Here is a 21,031-nt window from a genome sequence, read left to right as displayed (position 1 = left end):
CCGTTCCCTATTAACTATTTCCCTCACCTCATTCAACTGCTCTGGTAAAAGCTAAATGGGGTTTAGCGCTAGGCATTTTTGGCATTAACCAAGCTAAACCTTCGGTTGTGCCAATCCATAGTTTATTACCAACATCGGTGGCGATCGCCAACACTCGACTAGATGGTAAACCGGGAACTTGATCTAAAACTGCACCAGTATGTGGATTTAATCGTAGCAAACCATTATCGGTGCCGACCCAAACACTACCATCCTTGGCAAAACCCACAGAGGTAACATTTTTACCTCGTAAACGGGCTACAGAGCGTAATATCGTACCATTTTTTGGGTTAATTACCAAAAGATTATTTGGCATTCCTGCCCAGATTAACCCCTGGGGACTAATTGCTAATGCTTGAACAGTGGTTCCTGGCAAGTTATCAATCCGCTTCATAATTAAAGCATTGGCTGTATTAACTCGCACCAATCCATCTAATGTTCCTACCCAAAGTTGCCCATCAGCATCGAGAGTCATCGCATTTGCGCTCACACCTGGGAGATTTTTCAGGGTTGTCATAATTAAACCCTGGTCAGGACTAATTAAAGCCAATCCGCTATCCGTACCTGCCCAAACGTAACCTCGCTTATCTGTTAACAGTGATAATACTCGTTTGGAAGGTAAAAATAAGTTTTCTGCGGTGATTTCACTACTACGTAAATCTACACGCTTCAGTCCGGCATAGGTACCAACCCACAAACGCCCCACCTTATCTTGAGTCAGAGCGCTAATGGATGTATTCGGTAAGCTGACCCGTGCCAAAATTTTACCTGTATTCGGTTCAATACGTGATAAACCTCGCCAGGACGCTACCCAGAGATTACCCATATAGTCAGGTTGTAAAGCACTGACACGGTAATCTGTTTCCTCGGTTCTTTCGAGAATATCGCGATCGCTAGGTAAAGGTTTTACACGACTGGGTGGTGGTGATGTCGGATAACGGGGAGTTAATTCTGAAGGGCTAACATTCAAAATACTTGGCTGAGTCGGGACTTTCGTCTCAACCTTCTGCGCTTGAACTGGCATTACCACAGCACCTGGTAAAGCTACCGACCCTATCAGAACACATTTAATCCAACTTTTCCCAGAGCCAGGGCTAGAAAACAGAGAAACACTTTTCCCTTTAGCCCTTTTCCAAAGCTCCAAAGCTTGAGTTTGCTGAAGAAACGATACCACAGTGAGATTTCCTAATCGCTCAGAACTAACCTCAGTGTTCCCTCCATTACCCCAAACCTATCAGGTATTCAGAAGCGTTAAGATTGTTTTTCTATTTTCTATGCCCATGATTTATTTACTATTCTTAATTTAACGATATAAACCTTCACCTTGTTATGGCATTTTTGTAAAGTAGATTTAACAAAATGTTTAAAAGATTATTTAATAAGAAATTCAAATATAAAAGTTAAAAAGATTCAAAGGATAACTTATTGCATTCTTGATATATTGTGAAACAGGTTACAAATTACGTGGTGTGCAATTTTTGTCTTTCGCCTACCACCCTACTGAGCTCTCTGTCAAGTAAGTTTTTTCTGGTTTGTTTCCCTCGGGAAAACCGTGGCAGAAGTAAAAATGGCATATATTGTCAAGCTGCCTGTCATATTTATTTATTTAGGCGACAAAAAGTTGAGTAGGAGCGAGAGCAGATAAAAGAGAGTTTTTCTTTCTGAGGCGAGGAAAAAGCAAAGGTTTAGGGGGAAGTTCCTGTTAATTACAGGGGCGATTTTTTCCTATGTTTATTTTAGCTTTCACCAGATAATATCTGTGGGGAGTCGCATCTCCAAAGATGGTTTTTAGTAGAAAAATGTTCCTTTTTTCTCCTGTTCAGCAGGGGTTTGTGGCGTTAGTTAAACTTGTGCGCGGCGTAGTTTGCGGTAGAAAGAGTGACTTCTTGGAAGGAAAAGTATGTCTTACGCTCAAACGAAGACTCAGGCTAAATCCGGATATCAAGCCGGGGTTAAAGATTACAGACTGACTTATTACACACCCGATTACACACCTAAAGATACAGATATTCTTGCTGCTTTCCGGATGACTCCCCAACCCGGAGTTCCTCCCGAAGAAGCAGGTGCTGCTGTAGCTGCTGAGTCTTCCACAGGTACTTGGACAACTGTATGGACTGACTTGCTCACCGACCTCGATCGCTACAAAGGTCGTTGTTATGATATCGAGGCAGTTCCCGGTGAAGATAACCAGTACATTGCTTACGTTGCCTATCCTTTGGACTTGTTCGAGGAAGGTTCTGTAACCAATATGTTGACCTCCATTGTAGGTAACGTATTCGGTTTTAAAGCACTGCGGGCATTACGTTTAGAAGATTTACGTATCCCCGTTGCTTACTTGAAGACCTTCCAAGGACCTCCCCACGGTATCCAAGTAGAGCGTGACAAATTAAACAAATACGGTCGTCCTCTGTTAGGTTGTACCATCAAACCCAAGCTCGGTCTATCTGCTAAGAACTACGGTCGTGCGGTATACGAGTGTTTACGTGGTGGTTTGGACTTCACCAAAGACGACGAAAACATCAACTCCCAACCTTTCCAACGTTGGCGCGATCGCTTCCTGTTTGTAGCTGATGCGATCCACAAATCCCAAGCTGAAACAGGGGAAATCAAAGGTCACTACCTGAACGTGACTGCACCCACCTGCGAAGAAATGATGAAACGTGCTGAGTTCGCAAAAGAACTTGGTATGCCCATCATCATGCATGACTACTTGACCGCAGGTTTTACCGCCAACACAACTCTGGCAAGATGGTGTCGTGACAACGGTTTGTTGCTTCACATCCACCGAGCAATGCACGCGGTAATTGACCGTCAGAAAAACCATGGTATCCACTTCCGTGTATTAGCTAAGTGCTTACGGATGTCTGGTGGTGACCATATTCACACAGGTACGGTGGTCGGTAAGCTAGAGGGTGAGCGCGGTATTACGATGGGTTTTGTTGACCTACTGCGCGAAAATTACGTAGAACAAGACAAATCTCGCGGTATTTACTTCACCCAAGATTGGGCTTCTATGCCCGGTGTAATGGCAGTTGCTTCTGGTGGTATCCACGTATGGCACATGCCCGCACTGGTAGAAATCTTCGGTGATGATTCCGTACTGCAATTTGGTGGTGGTACTCTCGGACACCCCTGGGGTAATGCACCTGGTGCAACCGCTAACCGTGTTGCTCTGGAAGCTTGTATCCAAGCACGTAACGAAGGTCGTAACTTGGCTCGTGAAGGTAACGATGTTATCCGCGAAGCTTGTAAGTGGTCTCCTGAATTGGCTGCTGCTTGCGAACTTTGGAAAGAAATCAAGTTCGAGTTTGAAGCGATGGATACCGTCTGATGATTTGAGATTTGCGATTTTGGATTTTAGACATATCTAAAATCTAAAGTCCAAATTTTAAAATTCATTGGGGCTGGGTCAGGCATGGATATCAAACAAATTGCGAAGGACACAGCTAAGACGTTACAAAGCTATCTGACATATCAGGCAGCCAGAACAGTGTTAGCTCAACTCAGTGAAACCAATCCTCCCTTAGCGCATTGGCTGCATCAGTTTACAGCTACAGCAAGAATTCAAGATGGTGAAGCGTACATCGAAGAACTCTTTCAGGAAAAGCCAGATTTGGCGCTGCGGCTGATGATAGTTAGAGAGCATATCGCTGAGGAGGTGGCAGAATTCCTGCCAGAGATGGTATGTACAGGAATTCAGCAGGCAAACATGGAACACCGCAAGCAACATCTAGAACGGATGACGCAGTTGGATTTGTCCGCACCCAGTCCACAGGAACCCAGTTCAGACAATATTTCCCATTAGCTATTAGCAGTGGAACCTTTGCTGATAGCTGCTCGAAAAGTAGTTAAACATTACGACTCATCAGCCATGCAAACTTTACCAAAAGAGCGTCGTTTCGAGACCCTTTCTTACTTGCCACCCCTGAGTGATGTTCAAATCACCAAGCAAGTGCAGTACATCCTCAACCAAGGTTACATTCCTGCTGTTGAATTCAACGAGCAATCTGAACCCACCGAGTTCTACTGGACAATGTGGAAATTGCCTTTGTTCAATGCTCGCAGCACTCAAGAAGTATTGGGTGAAGTACAACAATGTCGTTCTCAGTACAGCAACTGCTACATCCGTGTTGTTGGTTTCGACAACATTAAACAGTGCCAAGTATTGAGCTTCATCGTTCACAAACCCGGCAGATACTAAAATCTAGCAGATAGCAGGTAAAAGTCAGGAAAATTTGATTTTTGCTCGTTATTTTCAGATAAATATATTTTCTTTAGGAGAGGTAGAATTATCTACCTCTTTTTGTTATGGAAGTGAGGATAAAAATTTTAGCCCGGATATAATTCAGTTAAGAACTTTGATTTTTAATTCATTTAGTACCTAATTATAAATACCCTAGGACTTACGTAAGTGTAACGAGAAAACGAGGCTTTGAGATTGCTTCCTTACGTCGCAATGACGTTAATGCGTAGTCCTTGCGTAAGTCCTGTACCCTAAATTTTTGTCGAGAGTTAAAATTTGCTGGAGGTACTACTATGGCTTCACCGTTTCCAGGAATGAACCCTTATTTAGAAAATCCCCTATTTTGGTCGGAAATTCATAATCTGCTCATCGCGGCAATTTTTAGGAAACTCAACCCTCAATTGCGTCCAAAGTACAAAGTTGCCATTGAAAAGCGAGTATACCAAACAACAGATGAAGATGCACTTCTAGTTGGTGTTGCGGATGTGGCAGTTCAGAATGTCCAAAAAATACAACCACCAGAACCAGCGACTGTTGCTGTTGCATCTCCAGTCATTGAAGCTGTGACAGTTGATGTGACAATGCCAGAAATAGTTAAAGAAACTTATTTAGAAGTGCGAGATGTCAGCACCAAAGAAGTCGTAACTGTAATTGAAATTCTTTCTCCTAAGAATAAGCGTTCCGGGGAAGGACGAAATGCTTACATGAAAAAGCGCTTACAGATTTTAGGAAGTTATACGAATTTAGTAGAAATTGATTTGTTACGAGATGGTAAGCCAATTCAGCAAATACAAAATAATATTCAAACTGACTATCGGATTTTAGTTAGTCGTGCATCCCAGCGTCCCAAAGCAGATTTATACCCATTTAATTTGCAAAATCCCATACCTTCTTTTTTCTTACCTTTACGTGAAAGTGATACAGAGCCATTGTTGGAAATACAGACTTTAATTAGCGAATTATATGATGAAGGTAACTATGATTTGGTAATTGATTATGAGCAACAACCCATACCTGCTCTCTCAGTAGAAAGTTGGGTTTGGGTGAATGAGTTGCTAAAAGCTCAAGGATTCTAGTAGTGGGAAGTCATATTTTTATTTCAAATTGAAATTACAGCAATTCTTGATAATATTTTTCTCTATCTTTTGGTAAATAGGTGAGAGGTTGCAGTTGATGGTTTTTGATGTGATAGGCTTGGGTAATACCAATGCGACTTTGAAAATCGATATCGTGGGAAATTACCCAGATTGCACCAGAAAATGCATTTAACCCATCTACAAATTGGTTGATAGTTAGCAAGTCTAGGTTATTTGTGGGTTCATCCAAAATTAACAAATCAATTGCAGCAACACTAATCATTGCCATGGCTAATCTGGCTAATTCTCCTCCACTCAAGGATGATGCTGGTTTGTAAACTGCATCATGACAGAAGAGAAAATGCCCTAATTGTTGTCGGTGTAGTTGATAATTCAATTTGGGATTGACTAGTTGCATATTCTCCAGAACTGTTGCACTTCTGTTAACTAATTGATAGTTTTGATCTAGGTACACAATTTTCATTGAGGATGCGATCGCCACTTCACCCCCGGTGAAAATCCCTTTGTCAATTCCTAGAATTGCCTTTGCTAGACTCGATTTTCCTGAACCATTCACACCAGCGATCGCCACCCGATCACCTGAGGCAATATGCAACTGAATATTTTTGATTAACAGACGACTACCTAAGCTGAGATTAGCTCCCTGGATGTTGATCAGATTTCTCTGTTTGTGACTGACTTCTTCGAGTTGAATGAAAGCACATTTTGTCGTTGGGATTCTCGTTTCTAAAACTTTTTGATGGGCTTTTTCCAGCAATGCTTCATGCTTTTTCTTAGCAATTCCGGCTGTCACTTCTGCACTTCTTTTTTTCTCACTGGCAATAATTTTGGGAATACTACCTGCATTTTTTCTACCCTGCTGTCGAGATTGGGCAGCTCGCTGTTCTTCCTTTTGTGCCGCAGTTTCAGCTTGCTGGAGTTGTTTTCTCGCGACTTCATGGAGACGTAGAGCATTTTCCTCTGCGATTTCCTTTTGCGATCGCCAAAAAGTATAGTTACCTCCGTACACCTGAATTTTTCCAGGGGTTAATTCCCAAATTCGACTGACAACGCGATCGAGAAAAAATGGCTTGTGGGAAACAATCACCACAGCACCGCAAAAACCTTGTAAAGCTCTCTCCAACTGCTCCAAACCCGGTAAGTCTAAATGGTTAGTCGGTTCATCTAGCAATAAGATATCCGGTTGTTTCGAGAGTGCATGGGCTAACCATAGTTTTGTTAATTCCCCACCACTTAAACTACTTAAAGGTTGGGATAAAACAAGTTCCATAGCAAATTTTTCCGCCAATAATGCCGTTATTGTCCACCATTCATCACTATGGGAAGAAAGCCAATCAAGTACAGAATTCTGAGATACCTGCAAATCCAAGGTACTAATTTGAGGTAGATAAAAAACACTACCCATCCTCGTGACTGTTCCCTGCTGGGGAATAATTTCTCCCGCTAATATTTTCAAAAATGTGGATTTTCCCATTCCATTGGCAGCAATTAATCCAATGCGAGAATCTTGATGAATGGTAACATTAACATTTTGAAATAATATTCGAGGTAATGTTCCCAAACTAGGAAGTTCGTAACTCAAGTTACTCCCATTGAGAACTGTGGGGGAATGCATATACATATATATTTGATGCTCCATCTTGGTTTACCGGGCAGTCTTTGTAGAGCGAGACTGTAACGCAGTACTATCAAGAAGTCGCTTCCCTGGGTCAAATCATCGAAGCCAATATTGTCCCAAATATGGTCGTATTCCCACCTATTTGGCGTTGATATGGCATATATTCTATCGGCTGTGTACCTGGGTTAGCGACGGGGAGTAATCTTCATGTTCGTAAATTTCAATTGACTCTATACTTTATATACTACACTGTAGTGTAAACAATTTCGGAATCAACCTGAGAAATATTCTACTTTTTAATTCAATACAGTTCAGTTAAGACTTGATTCTCCCTAACCCTCCTTCAAAAGCTACCCATTAGTCACATCTTTCTTAACAATTCTGAAACCCTTGCTTTGTAGTCATATTGAACACTGATGTGTCAGGCATACTTCACAGATTGCTTCTTAATCATCTCGCTAAAATAGGGTTTTTATTGAGAATTGACGACGAAGGAATCAGGGTTATACCGATTCAAAAAATGTTTACGACAGATACCCCACCCGCCCTATCGGGCACCCTCCCCGAAATCGGGAGAGCTGGGGAGGGGTTTTGTCCATATGTCGTATTGTTTTTTCAAATTGGTATTAGAAAAGCGTGAGTGAATGCTCTCGTAAATGTTGTGAAAGATCCGGGTAATGGATAGCTTTTTAAGGGGGTTGGGGGAATCCTCCGAAACTAAATCTCATTCACTGAACCGTATTGAATTATTCACCACCAGCAAAATAACTGCTGACTGATTTAATATGCGTCCATGGGTAAACAGGAGCAAACAAAATTCCTATCTCCAAAAGCAGCATCAATTCTACCGACAGCAACCCAGAACTTATGTTCTCTAGTCCAAGGTGCGGGGTAAGCAGCGCGATCGCGGGAGTAAGGATGACTCCATTCCCCACTAATCAAACTTTCTGCTGTATGGGGAGCATTTTTCAAGAGATTATCCTGCATATCTGCCTTTCCGCTTTCAATTTCGGCAATCTCTTCCCGAATGGCAATCAACGCATCACAAAAACGGTCTAGTTCCTCTAGAGATTCACTTTCCGTTGGCTCTACCATAATCGTACCTGCCACGGGCCAAGACACCGTAGGCGCATGGAAACCGTAATCCATCAAGCGTTTTGCCACATCATCAATTTCGATATTGGCGGATTTTTTCAAAGCACGTAAATCTAAAATACATTCATGGGCGACAAAACCATGTTCCCCTTTATACAATACCGGGTAATAATTCTCTAATCTCTTGGCAATGTAATTAGCATTCAGGATTGCCACCTGGGTAGCCGTAGTTAACCCGGTTGCCCCCATCATCACAATATACATCCAAGAAATCACCAAGATACTCGCACTACCCCAGGGAGCGGCGGAAACTGCCCCGATACTGGCGGTATCACCCAAACTTACCACGGAATGTCCAGGGAGGAAGGGAACCAGATGGGCAGCAACTCCAATTGGACCGACACCGGGACCACCACCACCATGGGGAATACAGAAGGTTTTGTGTAGGTTGAGGTGACAAACATCAGCACCGATGTCACCGGGGCGACATAATCCTACTTGGGCATTCATATTTGCCCCATCCATGTACACTTGTCCACCGTGGTTGTGAACTATGGCACAAATTTCCTGAATCGCGGTTTCAAATACACCATGGGTGGAGGGATATGTCACCATCAAAGCTGCTAGCTCGGAACTGTGCTGCTGGGCTTTTGCCCGTAAATCATCCACATCAATATTACCCTGGTCATCACAGGCAACAGCTACCACCTTCATCCCACACATTACCGCACTAGCAGGGTTTGTGCCATGGGCAGAGGTAGGAATCAGGCAAACATTGCGGTGTGATTCTCCCCGATTTGCGTGATACTGCTGAATTACTAGTAATCCGGCATACTCGCCCTGGGAACCAGCATTGGGTTGGAGAGAGACCCCTGCAAAGCCAGTAATTTCTCCTAACCAAGTTTCTAACTGTTGGCAGAGAGTGGCATAACCCTGGGTTTGGGAACTGGGTGCAAAGGGGTGGAGCTTGCCGAATTCTGCCCAGGTTACGGGTATCATTTCAGATGTGGCGTTTAACTTCATCGTACATGAACCCAGGGGAATCATGGATGTCGTTAGGGATAAATCCTTAGCTTGGAGGCGGTGGATATAGCGGAGTAGTTCGGTTTCTGAATGATATTTGTTGAAGACAGGATGGTTTAGAAAGGGGGAATTCCGTAATAGGGGAGAGGGGGAAGGGGAAACCGGGGAGGGGAGGACAGCAGAAGGAGCAAAGACTTCTAGTAAATCTTGGATATCTCCTAGGGTTGTGGTTTCATCCAGGGAAATACCGACAGTATTAGTATCAAATACCCGGATATTGATGGTTTTAGCTTCGCAAGCGGCGAGAATATCTGACAGCTGAGTTTTACCTAGTTCAACTTTCAGGGTGTCAAAAAAGGTTTCCGTGGTGATTTTGTAACCAAGATGAGTTAATCCAGCTGCCAGGGTGGTAGTTTTCTGGTGAATATCCTGGGCAATACGTTTTAAACCAGCAGCACCATGATATACAGCGTACATACTGGCGATGACTGCAAGTAATACCTGGGCGGTGCAGATATTGCTGGTAGCTTTTTCTCGACGAATATGTTGTTCGCGGGTTTGCAGTGCTAAACGTAATGCTGGCTTACCGTGGATATCCTTAGATACCCCCACAATGCGTCCGGGAACTTGGCGTTTATATGCTTCTTTAGTGGCAAAATAGGCAGCATGGGGACCACCGTAACCCAGGGGAACACCGAAGCGCTGGGTGCTACCGACGGCGATATCTGCTCCAAATTCACCGGGGGGAGTGTATAAAGTCAGACTTAAGGGGTCTGCGGCTACCGTTACCAATGCTCCCACAGCATGGGCTTTTTCCACAAAAGCGCGGTAATCGTAGATACTGCCATCGGTGGCAGGGTATTGGAGAATTGCCCCGAAAATTGGTTGGGAGAAATCAAAGCTGTGGCGATCGCCAACAATAATGTTGATACCTAGGGGTTTGGCTCTAGTTTGTAGTACCTCAATCGTTTGGGGATGACAGTCATGGGAGACAAAGAAGCTAGTTGCCTGATTTTTACAGACACCGTAACTGAGAGTCATCGCTTCCGCAGCTGCGGTTGCCTCATCTAGGAGGGATGCATTGGCAATTTCCAAACCTGTCAAGTCAATAATCATAGTTTGGAAGTTGAGCAAAGCTTCTAACCGTCCCTGGGCAATTTCTGGCTGATAGGGGGTGTAAGCTGTATACCAACCGGGATTTTCGAGGATATTCCGCAAAATTACGGTGGGGGTGATGGTATCGTAGTACCCCATACCGATAAAGGAACGGTATATTTTATTTTGGGATGCGATTTCTTTCAGATGCTGGAGAGCCGCGTATTCACTTTTAGCTGCGGGTAAATTCAGACTCTGAGCCAGACGAATGCCTTGGGGTACGGTTTTGCTAATTAAATCATCTAAACTAGCGACTCCCAACACATCCAACATCTGGGGAATATCTTCCGTGCTTACACCGATATGTCGTGCAGGAAAATCACTAGAGCTTGGGGAATTTTCCGGGCGATCGCCGAAATTTTCTGGGCTGCTGGGGTGAGAAAGAGGAGCGGATGCTACCACGAATTGCTCTCCGAATGTAACTATATTTAATATTTTGCAACAAGTATATTGGAGACGTGAGAACCTCGTCAGCAGTTTATCTAAACTTTATACAGTTTTTCCGGATAAATAAGGGCTAAAAGAAAACTTTTAACCCTACACCAGTGGATAGTCAGTCACTGACAATCTCAAATCCCTAATCACCAATCCCAAATTCCCCGTACACGACTACCCTTCCACTTGACTACTATACTCACTCGCAGTCATCGCATCATTGATTTCATCGGGGTCATTCACACGCACTTTCAGCAACCAACCCTCACCGTAGGGGTCTTCACCAACTAGTTCCGGTGATTCAACCATACCATCATTCCGTTCAATCACAGTTCCAGTTACCGGAGAATTTAAATCTTCTACCGCTTTCACTGACTCCACGCTACCAAAGGTATCACCCTTATTCACAGCGTCACCAACTTCTGGCAGTTCTAAGAAGACAATATCACCCAACTGATCCACAGCAAAGGCAGTAATTCCGATAGTGGCGATTTCTCCCTCTAACCGGACATACTCATGGGTGTCTAAATAACGTAAATCTTCAGGGTATTCAAAAGACATAGTACTTTGATTAGCCTCCATCACATCAAACAAATTAGCATGGCAAGGGGAGAATCAATGCAAAATTGCAAATAATGGTAATGGGTAAGGGTAATAGAAAAATACCCTGCTCCTGCTTGCTTAACCCTTCCCTAGACGACTGGGGGAACGATAAAACGGACGCTTCACAACAACTGCGGGATAGCTTTTACCACGTATTTCTACTGCTAATTCCTGACCGATATTTGCTAAATTCGCTGGAACATAACCTAAAGCCACAGGATAACCCAAAGTTGGTGATAAAGTCCCACTGCTAACTTCTCCTACAACCTTCCCCTCAGAGAGAATCGGGTATCCATGACGAGCAATATTTCGTCCTGACATTTGCAATCCCACTAACCGACGGGACAATCCCAGTGCTTTTTGCTGTTCTAATAGAGACTTGCCGATAAAATCACCCTTACTATCAAGATGCACTAACCAACCTAAACCAGCTTCTAAGGGTGTGGTTGTATCATCAATATCCTGTCCATATAATGCCATTGCCGCTTCTAAGCGTAGGGTATCCCTGGCACCGAGTCCACAGGGGGTAACACCTGCGTCTACAAGTTTTTGCCAGAGTTGTATCCCACATTCCGCGTCTACCATCACCTCAAATCCATCCTCTCCCGTGTAACCTGTGCGAGCAATAAAAGCCGGTTGTGCGAGGATAGTGGTTTCTAAATGTCCAAAAGCTTTAATAGAAGCGAGTTCTTCTGCTACAAAGGGTTGTAGATAATTTAATGCTTCGGGTCCCTGGATGGCAATTAGGACTTTTTCACGGGAAATATCTTGAAAATTGAGATTACTAGTATCTAAATGCTCTAGGAACCAAGCTTTATCTTTATCCGTGGTAGCAGCATTAACAATTACTAATCCCCTTTGTTCTCCTGTTTCTGTTTCTCCTTGGTAATAAAAAATAATGTCATCAATAATACCTGCTTGCTGATTAAGTAGGACTGTATATTGTGCCTGCCCAAGTTGTAACCGTTGGAGGTCTGAGGGCACAAGCTTTTGCAGTTCCTCTACCAGATTTTTGCCTTGGAGAATAAACTTACCCATGTGGGAAATATCGAAGATTCCGGCAGCATTTCTGACTGCCATGTGTTCCGTAGTGATGCCACTAAATTGTACAGGCATATCCCAACCACCAAAGCTAGTAAAACGTGCTTTGAGGTCTTGGATAAGGGGGTACAAGGGTGTACGGAGCAGGTTTGTGTCTACTTGGTTCGCCACGATGCGTTTTTATATTGAGTTCAACATCTTTATATCCTACATTTTTTAATTGGTAGCAATTAAAGCTAAGTATTCCTCTCAATTATTCTAAGTAAATGTATAAAACAGAACTCAATGTTTTGTTGATTAATTTCTATAACAGAAACCCAAGAAACTATGTTCTCTGTGGAACAAAAATATTTTTACAAACATCTTGATATTTTGTCCTTGCAGCAGCTTGTAAGTTGCGGATATTAAAGCAAGAATCCTCATGAAGATAGCTAGTTGTGGTTTTAATTGTCACTCTTAGCTTTAGGTCTGTGGGTGGAGATTCTCACGGAATGGTCTGGTATTTGTGTGTAGTTTTGAATGTTTAGTGACAAAACATACTCATGGAGATGACGATTTATGTCCCTCGAACAAGTGAATGCTTTTTATGCAGTTTTGAACTCGGATACATCAATTTATCAAAAGTATTACGATAAGTGTTGTTATCGTGGTTTTTTTGGTAGTTGCCATTGGGATAAGGCTAAAGTCATTAGTTTTGCTGCTAGCCTGGGCTATGATTTCACAGAAAGAGAATTAGATGCGGCTTGGTTTGGTGATGATGTAAGCAATTTAGATGAGCCAATTAATACATCTATCTACAGGCAGATTTCTGCTTATTAAATAGAGATTAGGGAATGGGGAACTATGCTGCTGAAGTTATGGATTTTATATATATTTTGCTTGCCCTTTCCCTATTTGGAATTTTTGATTGATTTATCTCACCCCTTTTCCTAGCCTCTTCCCCCTTCTCCTATTCAATGGTAGGTTTAAGGTTACATATTGCAACAAACACCTTTACCTTCGATGACTGGAGAATATTGCCTTGGGAATAGAATTACGCAGTTTCGTATTTCTGGATAGCCTACAAGCTCAACACGCAGCATATATAGGTACTGTAGCCCAAGGTTTTTTACCCTTGCCGGGGGATGCATCTTTATGGATTGAGATATCTCCAGGAATTGAGATTAATCGGATTACGGATGTGGCGGTGAAATCTGCTTCTGTGCGTCCGGGAGTGCAGGTGGTGGAACGCTTGTATGGTTTATTGGAAATTCATTCTAGTTCTCAAGGGGAAACACGGGCTGCTGGTCAGGCGATTTTGGCTATGTTGGGGGTGAAGAGGGAGGATTGTCTCAAACCCCGTGTAGTTTCCAGTCAAATTATTCGTAATATTGATGCGTATCAAACTCAGTTGATTAATCGTAGCCGTCGGGGGCAGTTGCTTTTGGCGGGGCAAACTTTGTATGTTTTGGAAGTGGAACCAGCTGCTTATGCAGCACTGGCGGCAAATGAAGCAGAAAAAGCCGCAGCGATTAATATTTTGGAAGTGCAAGCGGTGGGTAGTTTTGGACGTTTGTATTTGGGTGGAAATGAACGTGATATCCTGGCAGGTGCGGCAGGGGCAAGAGCAGCTATTGAAAATGTACCAGGTCGTCTGAATCCTGTAGCGGGTCGTCAGGAGTGAGGGATAAACCTAACACAGAAAGCGTGAGATATAACCTGATGGAGAGATAATGGCGAATTTTCAGCATCTGGCAATATTAAAAATGGGGGCGATCGCCTGGAATGAATGGCGAGAGACATACCCTCAAATTACACCAGACCTGTGTGGGGCAGACCTCCAAGGGTTAAATTTAAGTCGGGTCGATTTGAGTCAGACTTTACTGATAGAGGCTAATTTGAGCGATGGGGAATTAGCTAGTGCAAACTTATACCAAGCGAATTTACAGACAGCAAATTTATCTAGGTCAAATTTGAGTCTCAGTAATTTGAGTGGTGCTATCCTGACTCAAGGGAATTTAAGTCATGCGAATTTGATCGGTGCGAATTTGAGTGAGGCAAATTTGCAAGAGGCGACTTGCGAGGAAACTAATTTAATTGGTACAGATTTGCGAGGTGCGAATCTCAATGGTGCTGACTTAGGTGGAGCGAAACTGCATCGCAGTAATTTGGCTTTTGCAAGTTTGATTGGGGTGAATTTGATTGCTGCACAATTGAGTGAGGCAAATTTTTACGAAGCAGAGGCGATCGCCGCTCACTTTTATCAGGCAGATTTATATAAAGCAAATTTAACAAAGGCTCATCTCAGTGGTGCATACTTGTTACGAGCTAACTTGCATCAAGCAGATTTAACTCAAGCTGACTTGCGCTGGACTCATCTCAAAGGAGCAAACTTGACTGGGGCAAACCTGCGAGGAGCAAATTTGCAATGGGCAAAATATCTTTCTTCTGTACAGATAGCATCGGCAATTTATGGAGAAGATGCAATTATTTGAAAATGCAGTGTAGCAAGGAATCTCTAGTACCGCTATGCGGAATTCGTAATTCGTAAGTCGTAATTCGTAATTAAGAAAGTCTTATCTAGTCAGACTTTCAGGGTTTGTACCTGTTTCACTATTTTCGTGAAATGGTATCAGACATTTGGAAGAGGTGGTTTATTTCAGCCACCCTGTACTAGAGATATTTCCCTTTGCTCAACATGAAATTTCAAGCATTTTTGCAAGAGACATACTACTACACTGTCAAGGTTAACTTGAGGGATATCTCCCCCATGTCCCCCTCATCCCCCTCATCCCCCTCATCCTCCTTATCCCCCTTGTCCCCCATGTCCCCCTCATCCCCCTCATCCTCCTTATCCCCCTTGTCCCCCATGTCCCCCAATTCAAAATTGACAGACTACTACTCCCTACTCCTTACCCATTACAACTACTTGCTTTACTTTTGTCTTATCTAAAGACATTTGTAACTTTTCTGCCAGTACTTGGATATGGGGTTCTTCCAGGATAGATAGATGGGAACCGGGAATAAAATCAACATCCAAATTACCGAGAACTATTTCTCCCCAACCGAATAGGGGTTCGTATTCAATACCCGAACCGGGGTCTCTTTCTTCGTCCTCAGTTCGTAGTAAAGTCAGAGAACCGGGGTAGGGTCGAAAATTGTACTTACTTAAAGCTTCTGCGTTTGCTTCAATGACTTGGATGTGGAGATCATCTTCTGATAAATCTGTGGCGATATCTACTAGATGGGGTGTCACCTTCAAGAATTGTTTGTATTTTTCCTGAAGTTGATGTTTTTTCCATCGTCCCCAACTGATGATTTTTTCCTTGAGATAATCGGTTCCGTGGAGGAGAAAATTATGGAAGTGTAGGGGTATACGTAGGAGGAAGGGCAAACGCTTGGAATAGCCAGGACGAGAGGTATCTAAGAGAATTAAGTTGGCTATTTCCTCTCCTTGTTGGTGCAATTGTTGTGCCATTTCAAAAGCGACAATCCCACCAAAGGAATACCCTGCTAAAACATAGGAACCTTGGGGTTGTATAGTACGGATGGCTTGGAGGTAGTGAGTTGCCATCTCTGAAACTGAGGTATGGGGAGGGTTTTTACCGTCAAGCGCTAGGGGTTGCAGTGCATAGACTGGTTGCTCTTTGTCTAGATATTTGACTAAATCTCGATAACAGAGAATTTCTCCTCCTAGGGGATGGATTAAAAATAATGGTTTGCGGGAACCTGAGGATTTGAGTTCAACTAGGGATGAGTAGGTATCATCAACTGATTGGCGAATAATTTTGGCGATCGCTCTGGGTGTTGCGGATTTAATCAGAGTTGCGAGGGGTAATTGTTTGTGGAATTTTTTCTCGATTTGGGCAAATAACTGGATTGCCATGAGAGAATGTCCACCTAATTCAAAGAAGTTATCCTCCATTCCTATGGGTTGGATTCCTAACACCTGTTCCCAAAGTTCTAGTAATTCTCTTTCTAGGCGATCGCTGGGTGCAATATAGCTACCTTCTGATGCTGTTTGCCCATATTCTGGTACTGGTAAAGCTAAGCGATTAATCTTACCATTGGGTGTTAAGGGAATCCTCTCTAAGAAGATAAAAGCAGTGGGAACCATGTACTCAGGTAATTGATGCTGCAAAGTTTCTCGTAATTCCTTGACTGTTGTTGTCTTACCTGGATAAGTTACGAGATAGGCAACTAGATGGGTATTTCCCGGTGTATCTTCCCTGGTAATTACAACGGTTTCCTTGAAAATTCCAGTATCCATTAATGCCATTTCAATTTCTGCAAGTTCAATGCGGAAACCCCGAATTTTCACCTGGAAATCTTTTCTACCCATATGAATCAAACAACCATCTGTTGCCATACGTCCCAAATCTCCCGTATGGTATAAAGTTGTTCCATCTGCACAGGGTTTAAATACAGCTTTTGTGAGTTCTGGTTTTCCCCAATAACCAAGTGCTAAGTATCGACTTTTAACAACAATTTCTCCCGTTTCTCCCTCTTTAACTGGGTTCCCCTCTACATCTAAGAGCAAAATTTCCACATCCTCTACCGGATAACCAATGGGTACTGTACTGGTGTGAATGGGAGTTTGGTGATTAATTAAAAAATGGCGAGTTGTACCCGTTTCTGTGGAACCTAAACTAGCGTAGAAATGGCAAGTCTCTGGGAAATATTTTCTGTATAGTTGAACATCTCTGCGTACTGCTGCTTCACCCCCTAATCTAATGACTCGCAGGTGAGGAAATTCTTCTTCTCCCGTCAGGATGTCGATAAAATGGCGAAATAGGGTAGCAACCGAATGATAAATGGTGATTTTTTCTTGAATCAGCAAATTTACAAGTTGATTTAATCCCTCTTCTTTGACATTCAAAGTATAGAGTGACGCACCATTGAGTAAGGAATTAAAAATACATCGTACTGCTCCCATAACACTACAGGAATATAACAATGTCATTCTATCTTCGGAACATATGTGCATTGCATTGGTGTTGTTCATGCAGTAGTGCAACACATTTCGATGACTTTGTAATACTCCTTTAGGTTTGCCTGTAGAACCACTGGTATAGATAATATAGGCAGCTGTATCGGGGGAAATTTCTAAATCGAGATTTTCTGAGGCAATCTCTGGATTCATCTGGTCAATATTATATATCTCGCTTTCTGTGGTGGCTAATTCCTGGGCTAATGCTAGGTTACGAGTATTGGTAATTATCAGAGGTGCTTGGGAATCTGCCAGAATATACTCTAATCGGTGACGGGGAAATTGAGCATCTAGGGGTATGTAGATTTTACCAAGTTTCAAGACCGCAAAAATTGCAGCGATGAAGTCTGCACCTTGTTCTAGAAGTAGGGCGATCGCCTGTTGATTTGAGTCTTTTTGTGTCAATATTAACCTGGCAATCTGATTGGCTTTTTGATTTAGCTGTTGGTATGTGAGGGTGGTAGTTTTCGTTTTAATGGCGATATTGCCAGAGTATTTCTGAACCTGTTGTTCAAAACGGCTAGGAATTGATTGTTCTGTATCCGCTTTGGTAAATTTTGCAAAGGTTAGGGGAACACTAGAGTAAATCTCATTCCGATTGTTTCTCATCAAAGGAAGTTGAGATTTGTGTGATTGATAAAAATGACTCATTAAACCACCGCAAGTAATCTATAGAACTTTTGAGATTTTTCTTGGCAAGGAGTATTTGAGCAAATGCAATCTGAGCAAAGATTTTCTAGCTAATCTATATTTTCTGTGACATTCCTTAGGGGTTATCTTGACATCATTGCAATATTGATAACTCCTGATTGTGACAGATTTTATATCGGGCGATCGCTATTTTTTGATATTCTCACGAAACAAGACAACAACAGGATATCTAATATGCACAATTAAACAAGTATTTTAGTCAATATTTACTAACTAAAAACTCCTCCAAAAAACCGCATAACTACCTCAACAGTTGAACATCACTGCATACATCCTGGTGAATATTTCCCGATTCAAATAATCAGGGTAAATCAGATAATGGAATGGAAATTGGTAGATTAAGCAAGATATGACATCTAATTTCAATCTTCTGGTTAGTAGTTCAGCCAAGCACTTTGCCATAGCTGTGACTAATTAATTGCATAACTCACACCTCCGTATATTAATATAAGCTGTAATCTATGCAAACTATTTTATCTGTATATCCATTGCTGCAATTCTACTAACTACTCCGGAAACAAAACCAGTATTTTTCCTTTTCTTCATAGAACTTTTATTTTTTCTTAACCCAGATATTCGTCCCCAAGAAAAGAAATATCCTTCCAGAGTCATACCTTCATCTTGTTTTGTTATCGATGGACTACTAGGAAATTGTTACTGGAATTTTTCAAATTTAATTACATTAAGAAGATTTGATAAATTTTGTCGCCAATCAATGAAAATATATGCAGACATTCGTATTTATTGATATTTTTTATTCTCCAAAAGTATATCAATTACCATAGGAAAAGATATTCATTAATTCATCTATTCGTAATTACCAGTAAACTAGCTTGACTTTTCTATTTTGATGGCAAAGTGGGAAATTATCATGCAATAAGATTTTTTATGCAACAAAAAAAGTTGCTTCCTTCTGATTAGCAGGTAGAGGATATCAAGAGGAACAAGAAATCATCTGATTTTCTCTCAACACTTCATCCTGAAGCTCATAGTGAAGCAACTTAATTTTCTCACCTAGGGCAGATTCTTGCTAAAATTGTTGACAAGATTATCGAGGGTGAATGAAGAAATTTAGATTACACCGATATTAGTCAGTCCTAACACAATCCCGATACCGATTAAATGACCAAAAGCCATGGCACCGACAAATGCTGGTACACTTAGGGGTAATCCTGGCATTTTTGGACCAACTAGGGGTTGTTGAATTTTAGTGGTGAGTAAAACAATCACTGCACAGGTGACGCTGATAATAATTCCAACAGTGGGGTTCCATTCTGGTGTTGGGGGAACAGATGCAGCAGCAAGTAAAATTGATAACATTAGTCTTTTGTCTCCTAAAAAAAAAGGTTTTAGACCACAAAAATTATAGACTGGTAATGAGTAATGAGTAATGGGTAATTGGTAATAAATCATTGATAACTTATTTAAATTGAAGAAATAATTAAATAAATACACCATTAATCCCGAAAATGTCTAAATTATGCTTGATTTCCCAGTAAATATTAGTTTTTTGGCAATTTGTCTATGCGGGTAAAAATTTGTGGAATTACTCAACCAGAGCAAGGAGAGGCGATCGCCACCTTGGGAGCAACGGCAATTGGATTTATTTGTGTTCCCACCTCACCTCGCTACGTCTGCAATTCACAGATTGAACAAATAGTCAACAAACTACCTGAAAACATCGATAAAATTGGCGTTTTCGCCAACTCAACCCCGGAAGCAATTACTCACACTGTACTTCAAACAGGTATGACTGCCGTACAGTTGCATGGTGAGGAAACCCCAGAATTTTGCCAGCAACTACGCCAACTTTTGCCGCAAACGGAAATTATCAAAGCCCTACGGATACGCCATGGGGAAGACATAGCTAAAACAGATACTTACCATCTCTGCGTAAATACCCTCTTACTTGATGCCTATCATCCCCAACAACTGGGTGGTACTGGTAAAACTTTAGACTGGCGTACCCTGGAAGAATTTCGCCCCCCTCTTCCTTGGTTTTTAGCTGGTGGACTTACGCCTGATAATATTCTGGATGCCCTTGCCCAGGTACAACCGGATGGGATTGATTTATCTAGTGGGGTAGAGCGTTCCCCAGGGGATAAGGATTTGCAGAAAGTCGAGAAATTATTTGAGAAACTCGCAGTTCTGTAATCAGCTGGAACCCATCCACCACAAACAGCAATCGAATAGACATCAACCGAATTGAATTATAGGTTGCCTGAAGAGACATTCCGCCGGAACGTCTCTACATTCATTTTCCCAGTAATCTAATAAAAAGATGCTTGGTGACGGGTCAAATTAAAGAATTCCTCGCGGGTTCTTTGATCTTCTTGAAAGACTCCAACCATTGCACTAGTTACTGTCCAAGAACCGGGTTTTTGTACCCCACGCATTGCCATGCACATATGGGTTCCTTCCATAACGACAGCCACACCTTGGGGTTCTAATACAGTTTGAATGGCTTCGGCAATCTGTCGGGTTAATCTTTCCTGTACCTGCAACCGTCGAGAGTACATCTCAACGATACGGGCTAGTTTACTTAAACCCACAACTTTTTGATTAGGAATATAGGCAACGTGGGCTCTGCCCATGAAGGGTAACATATGATGCTCGCATAGGCTAAAGAAGTTAATATCCCGAACTAGCACCATCTCGTTATGCCCTTCGTCAAAAATGGCACCATTGAGGAGTTCTTCTAAGGATTGATTGTAACCACTGGTGAGGAAACGCATGGCTTCCGCTACCCGTTTTGGTGTTTTCAGTAGTCCTTCCCGCTCTGGATCTTCCCCTACACCTTCTAAGATTGAGCGCACAGCATCCATCATGGTGTCGAGGGGTTCTTCTGCGGGAACGCGAACACTCACTGGTTTGCCATCATGGGTGTTGCGGTCAGGTCTGGGGGCGATCGCCTCCGCGAGGTCTGGAATTAGGGGAGATTGAGAACTGTTAGAACCGTTGGAACCAGCAATAGTCATGGTATCAGTCTGAAATAGATTTAA

At 42.4% G+C, this 21,031-nt stretch carries 16 protein-coding genes; 8 read left to right on the top strand and 8 right to left on the bottom strand.

All coding sequences use genetic code 11. From position 1 onward, the window contains the following. Positions 1-28: 28 nt before the first annotated feature. Complete coding sequence (locus IJ00_RS07485; RefSeq protein WP_046814975.1) at positions 29-1,111, bottom strand: two-component regulator propeller domain-containing protein; 1,083 nt, start codon at positions 1,109-1,111, stop codon at positions 29-31. Between the two features lie 828 nt (positions 1,112-1,939). Here IJ00_RS07485 and IJ00_RS07480 point away from each other — a divergent pair. The 4 genes from IJ00_RS07480 to IJ00_RS07465 all read left to right on the top strand — a co-directional run bounded on the left by IJ00_RS07480 (position 1,940) and on the right by IJ00_RS07465 (position 5,358). Beyond that, the gene (locus IJ00_RS07480) at positions 1,940-3,370 is read left to right on the top strand and encodes a form I ribulose bisphosphate carboxylase large subunit (RefSeq protein WP_035151581.1); all 1,431 of its coding nucleotides are present in this window, start codon (positions 1,940-1,942) and stop codon (positions 3,368-3,370) included. An 84-nt stretch (positions 3,371-3,454) separates the two neighbouring features. Further along, on the top strand, positions 3,455-3,844 hold the full coding sequence (locus tag IJ00_RS07475; protein WP_035151579.1) for a chaperonin family protein RbcX: 390 nt from the start codon (positions 3,455-3,457) through the stop codon (positions 3,842-3,844). Between the two features lie 66 nt (positions 3,845-3,910). Further along, positions 3,911-4,240 (top strand): ribulose bisphosphate carboxylase small subunit, encoded by a 330-nt coding sequence (locus IJ00_RS07470; protein ID WP_035151576.1) that lies wholly within the window; start codon positions 3,911-3,913, stop codon positions 4,238-4,240. A gap of 335 nt (positions 4,241-4,575) precedes the next feature. Next, positions 4,576-5,358 (top strand): DUF4058 family protein, encoded by a 783-nt coding sequence (locus IJ00_RS07465; RefSeq protein WP_035151573.1) that lies wholly within the window; start codon positions 4,576-4,578, stop codon positions 5,356-5,358. A gap of 34 nt (positions 5,359-5,392) precedes the next feature. On the opposite strand, the gene abc-f is transcribed toward IJ00_RS07465, so the two are convergent. The 4 genes from abc-f to gcvT form a co-directional block, all read right to left on the bottom strand. After that, positions 5,393-7,018, bottom strand: coding sequence for a ribosomal protection-like ABC-F family protein (abc-f, locus tag IJ00_RS07460; protein WP_238178452.1), 1,626 nt, complete (start codon positions 7,016-7,018; stop codon positions 5,393-5,395). A 759-nt stretch (positions 7,019-7,777) separates the two neighbouring features. Continuing rightward, complete coding sequence (gene gcvP, locus IJ00_RS07450; protein WP_035151567.1) at positions 7,778-10,672, bottom strand: aminomethyl-transferring glycine dehydrogenase; 2,895 nt, start codon at positions 10,670-10,672, stop codon at positions 7,778-7,780. A gap of 207 nt (positions 10,673-10,879) precedes the next feature. Continuing rightward, positions 10,880-11,266, bottom strand: coding sequence for a glycine cleavage system protein GcvH (gene gcvH / locus IJ00_RS07445; protein WP_035151564.1), 387 nt, complete (start codon positions 11,264-11,266; stop codon positions 10,880-10,882). A gap of 120 nt (positions 11,267-11,386) precedes the next feature. Beyond that, positions 11,387-12,520 (bottom strand): glycine cleavage system aminomethyltransferase GcvT, encoded by a 1,134-nt coding sequence (gene gcvT, locus IJ00_RS07440; protein ID WP_035151561.1) that lies wholly within the window; start codon positions 12,518-12,520, stop codon positions 11,387-11,389. Positions 12,521-12,907: 387 nt separating this feature from the next. On the opposite strand from gcvT, the gene IJ00_RS07435 reads away from it, so the two are divergent. From IJ00_RS07435 to IJ00_RS07425, 3 genes are all read left to right on the top strand, one after another. Then, the gene (locus tag IJ00_RS07435) at positions 12,908-13,168 is read left to right on the top strand and encodes a Nif11-like leader peptide family natural product precursor (RefSeq protein ID WP_035151558.1); all 261 of its coding nucleotides are present in this window, start codon (positions 12,908-12,910) and stop codon (positions 13,166-13,168) included. 202 nt (positions 13,169-13,370) lie between these two features. Further along, entirely contained in the window at positions 13,371-14,012 is a 642-nt protein-coding gene (locus tag IJ00_RS07430) for a hypothetical protein (RefSeq protein WP_035151555.1), read from the top strand. Between the two features lie 49 nt (positions 14,013-14,061). Beyond that, positions 14,062-14,823: a pentapeptide repeat-containing protein gene (locus IJ00_RS07425; protein WP_035151551.1), complete on the top strand. Its 762-nt coding sequence runs from the start codon at positions 14,062-14,064 to the stop codon at positions 14,821-14,823. A 410-nt stretch (positions 14,824-15,233) separates the two neighbouring features. On the opposite strand, the gene IJ00_RS07420 is transcribed toward IJ00_RS07425, so the two are convergent. Continuing rightward, positions 15,234-17,927: an amino acid adenylation domain-containing protein gene (locus IJ00_RS07420; RefSeq protein ID WP_238178451.1), complete on the bottom strand. Its 2,694-nt coding sequence runs from the start codon at positions 17,925-17,927 to the stop codon at positions 15,234-15,236. A gap of 1,173 nt (positions 17,928-19,100) precedes the next feature. Then, positions 19,101-19,349, bottom strand: coding sequence for a photosystem I reaction center subunit PsaK (gene psaK / locus IJ00_RS07415; protein WP_035158604.1), 249 nt, complete (start codon positions 19,347-19,349; stop codon positions 19,101-19,103). Positions 19,350-19,553: 204 nt separating this feature from the next. On the opposite strand from psaK, the gene IJ00_RS07410 reads away from it, so the two are divergent. Then, positions 19,554-20,183, top strand: coding sequence for a phosphoribosylanthranilate isomerase (locus IJ00_RS07410; RefSeq protein WP_035151545.1), 630 nt, complete (start codon positions 19,554-19,556; stop codon positions 20,181-20,183). A 116-nt stretch (positions 20,184-20,299) separates the two neighbouring features. Here the strand turns inward: IJ00_RS07410 and folE are convergent, their stop codons facing one another. Further along, positions 20,300-21,007 carry a GTP cyclohydrolase I FolE gene (gene folE, locus IJ00_RS07405; RefSeq protein ID WP_035151542.1) on the bottom strand — a complete coding sequence of 236 codons (708 nt, stop codon included), beginning with the start codon at positions 21,005-21,007 and terminating at the stop codon, positions 20,300-20,302. Positions 21,008-21,031 lie beyond the last annotated feature (24 nt).

It is taken from the genome of Calothrix sp. 336/3 (genome assembly GCF_000734895.2).
Lineage (GTDB): Bacteria > Cyanobacteriota > Cyanobacteriia > Cyanobacteriales > Nostocaceae > 336-3.
Note: the sequence above shows the minus strand (reverse complement) of the source record. Positions and strands in the feature narration are given on the sequence as shown.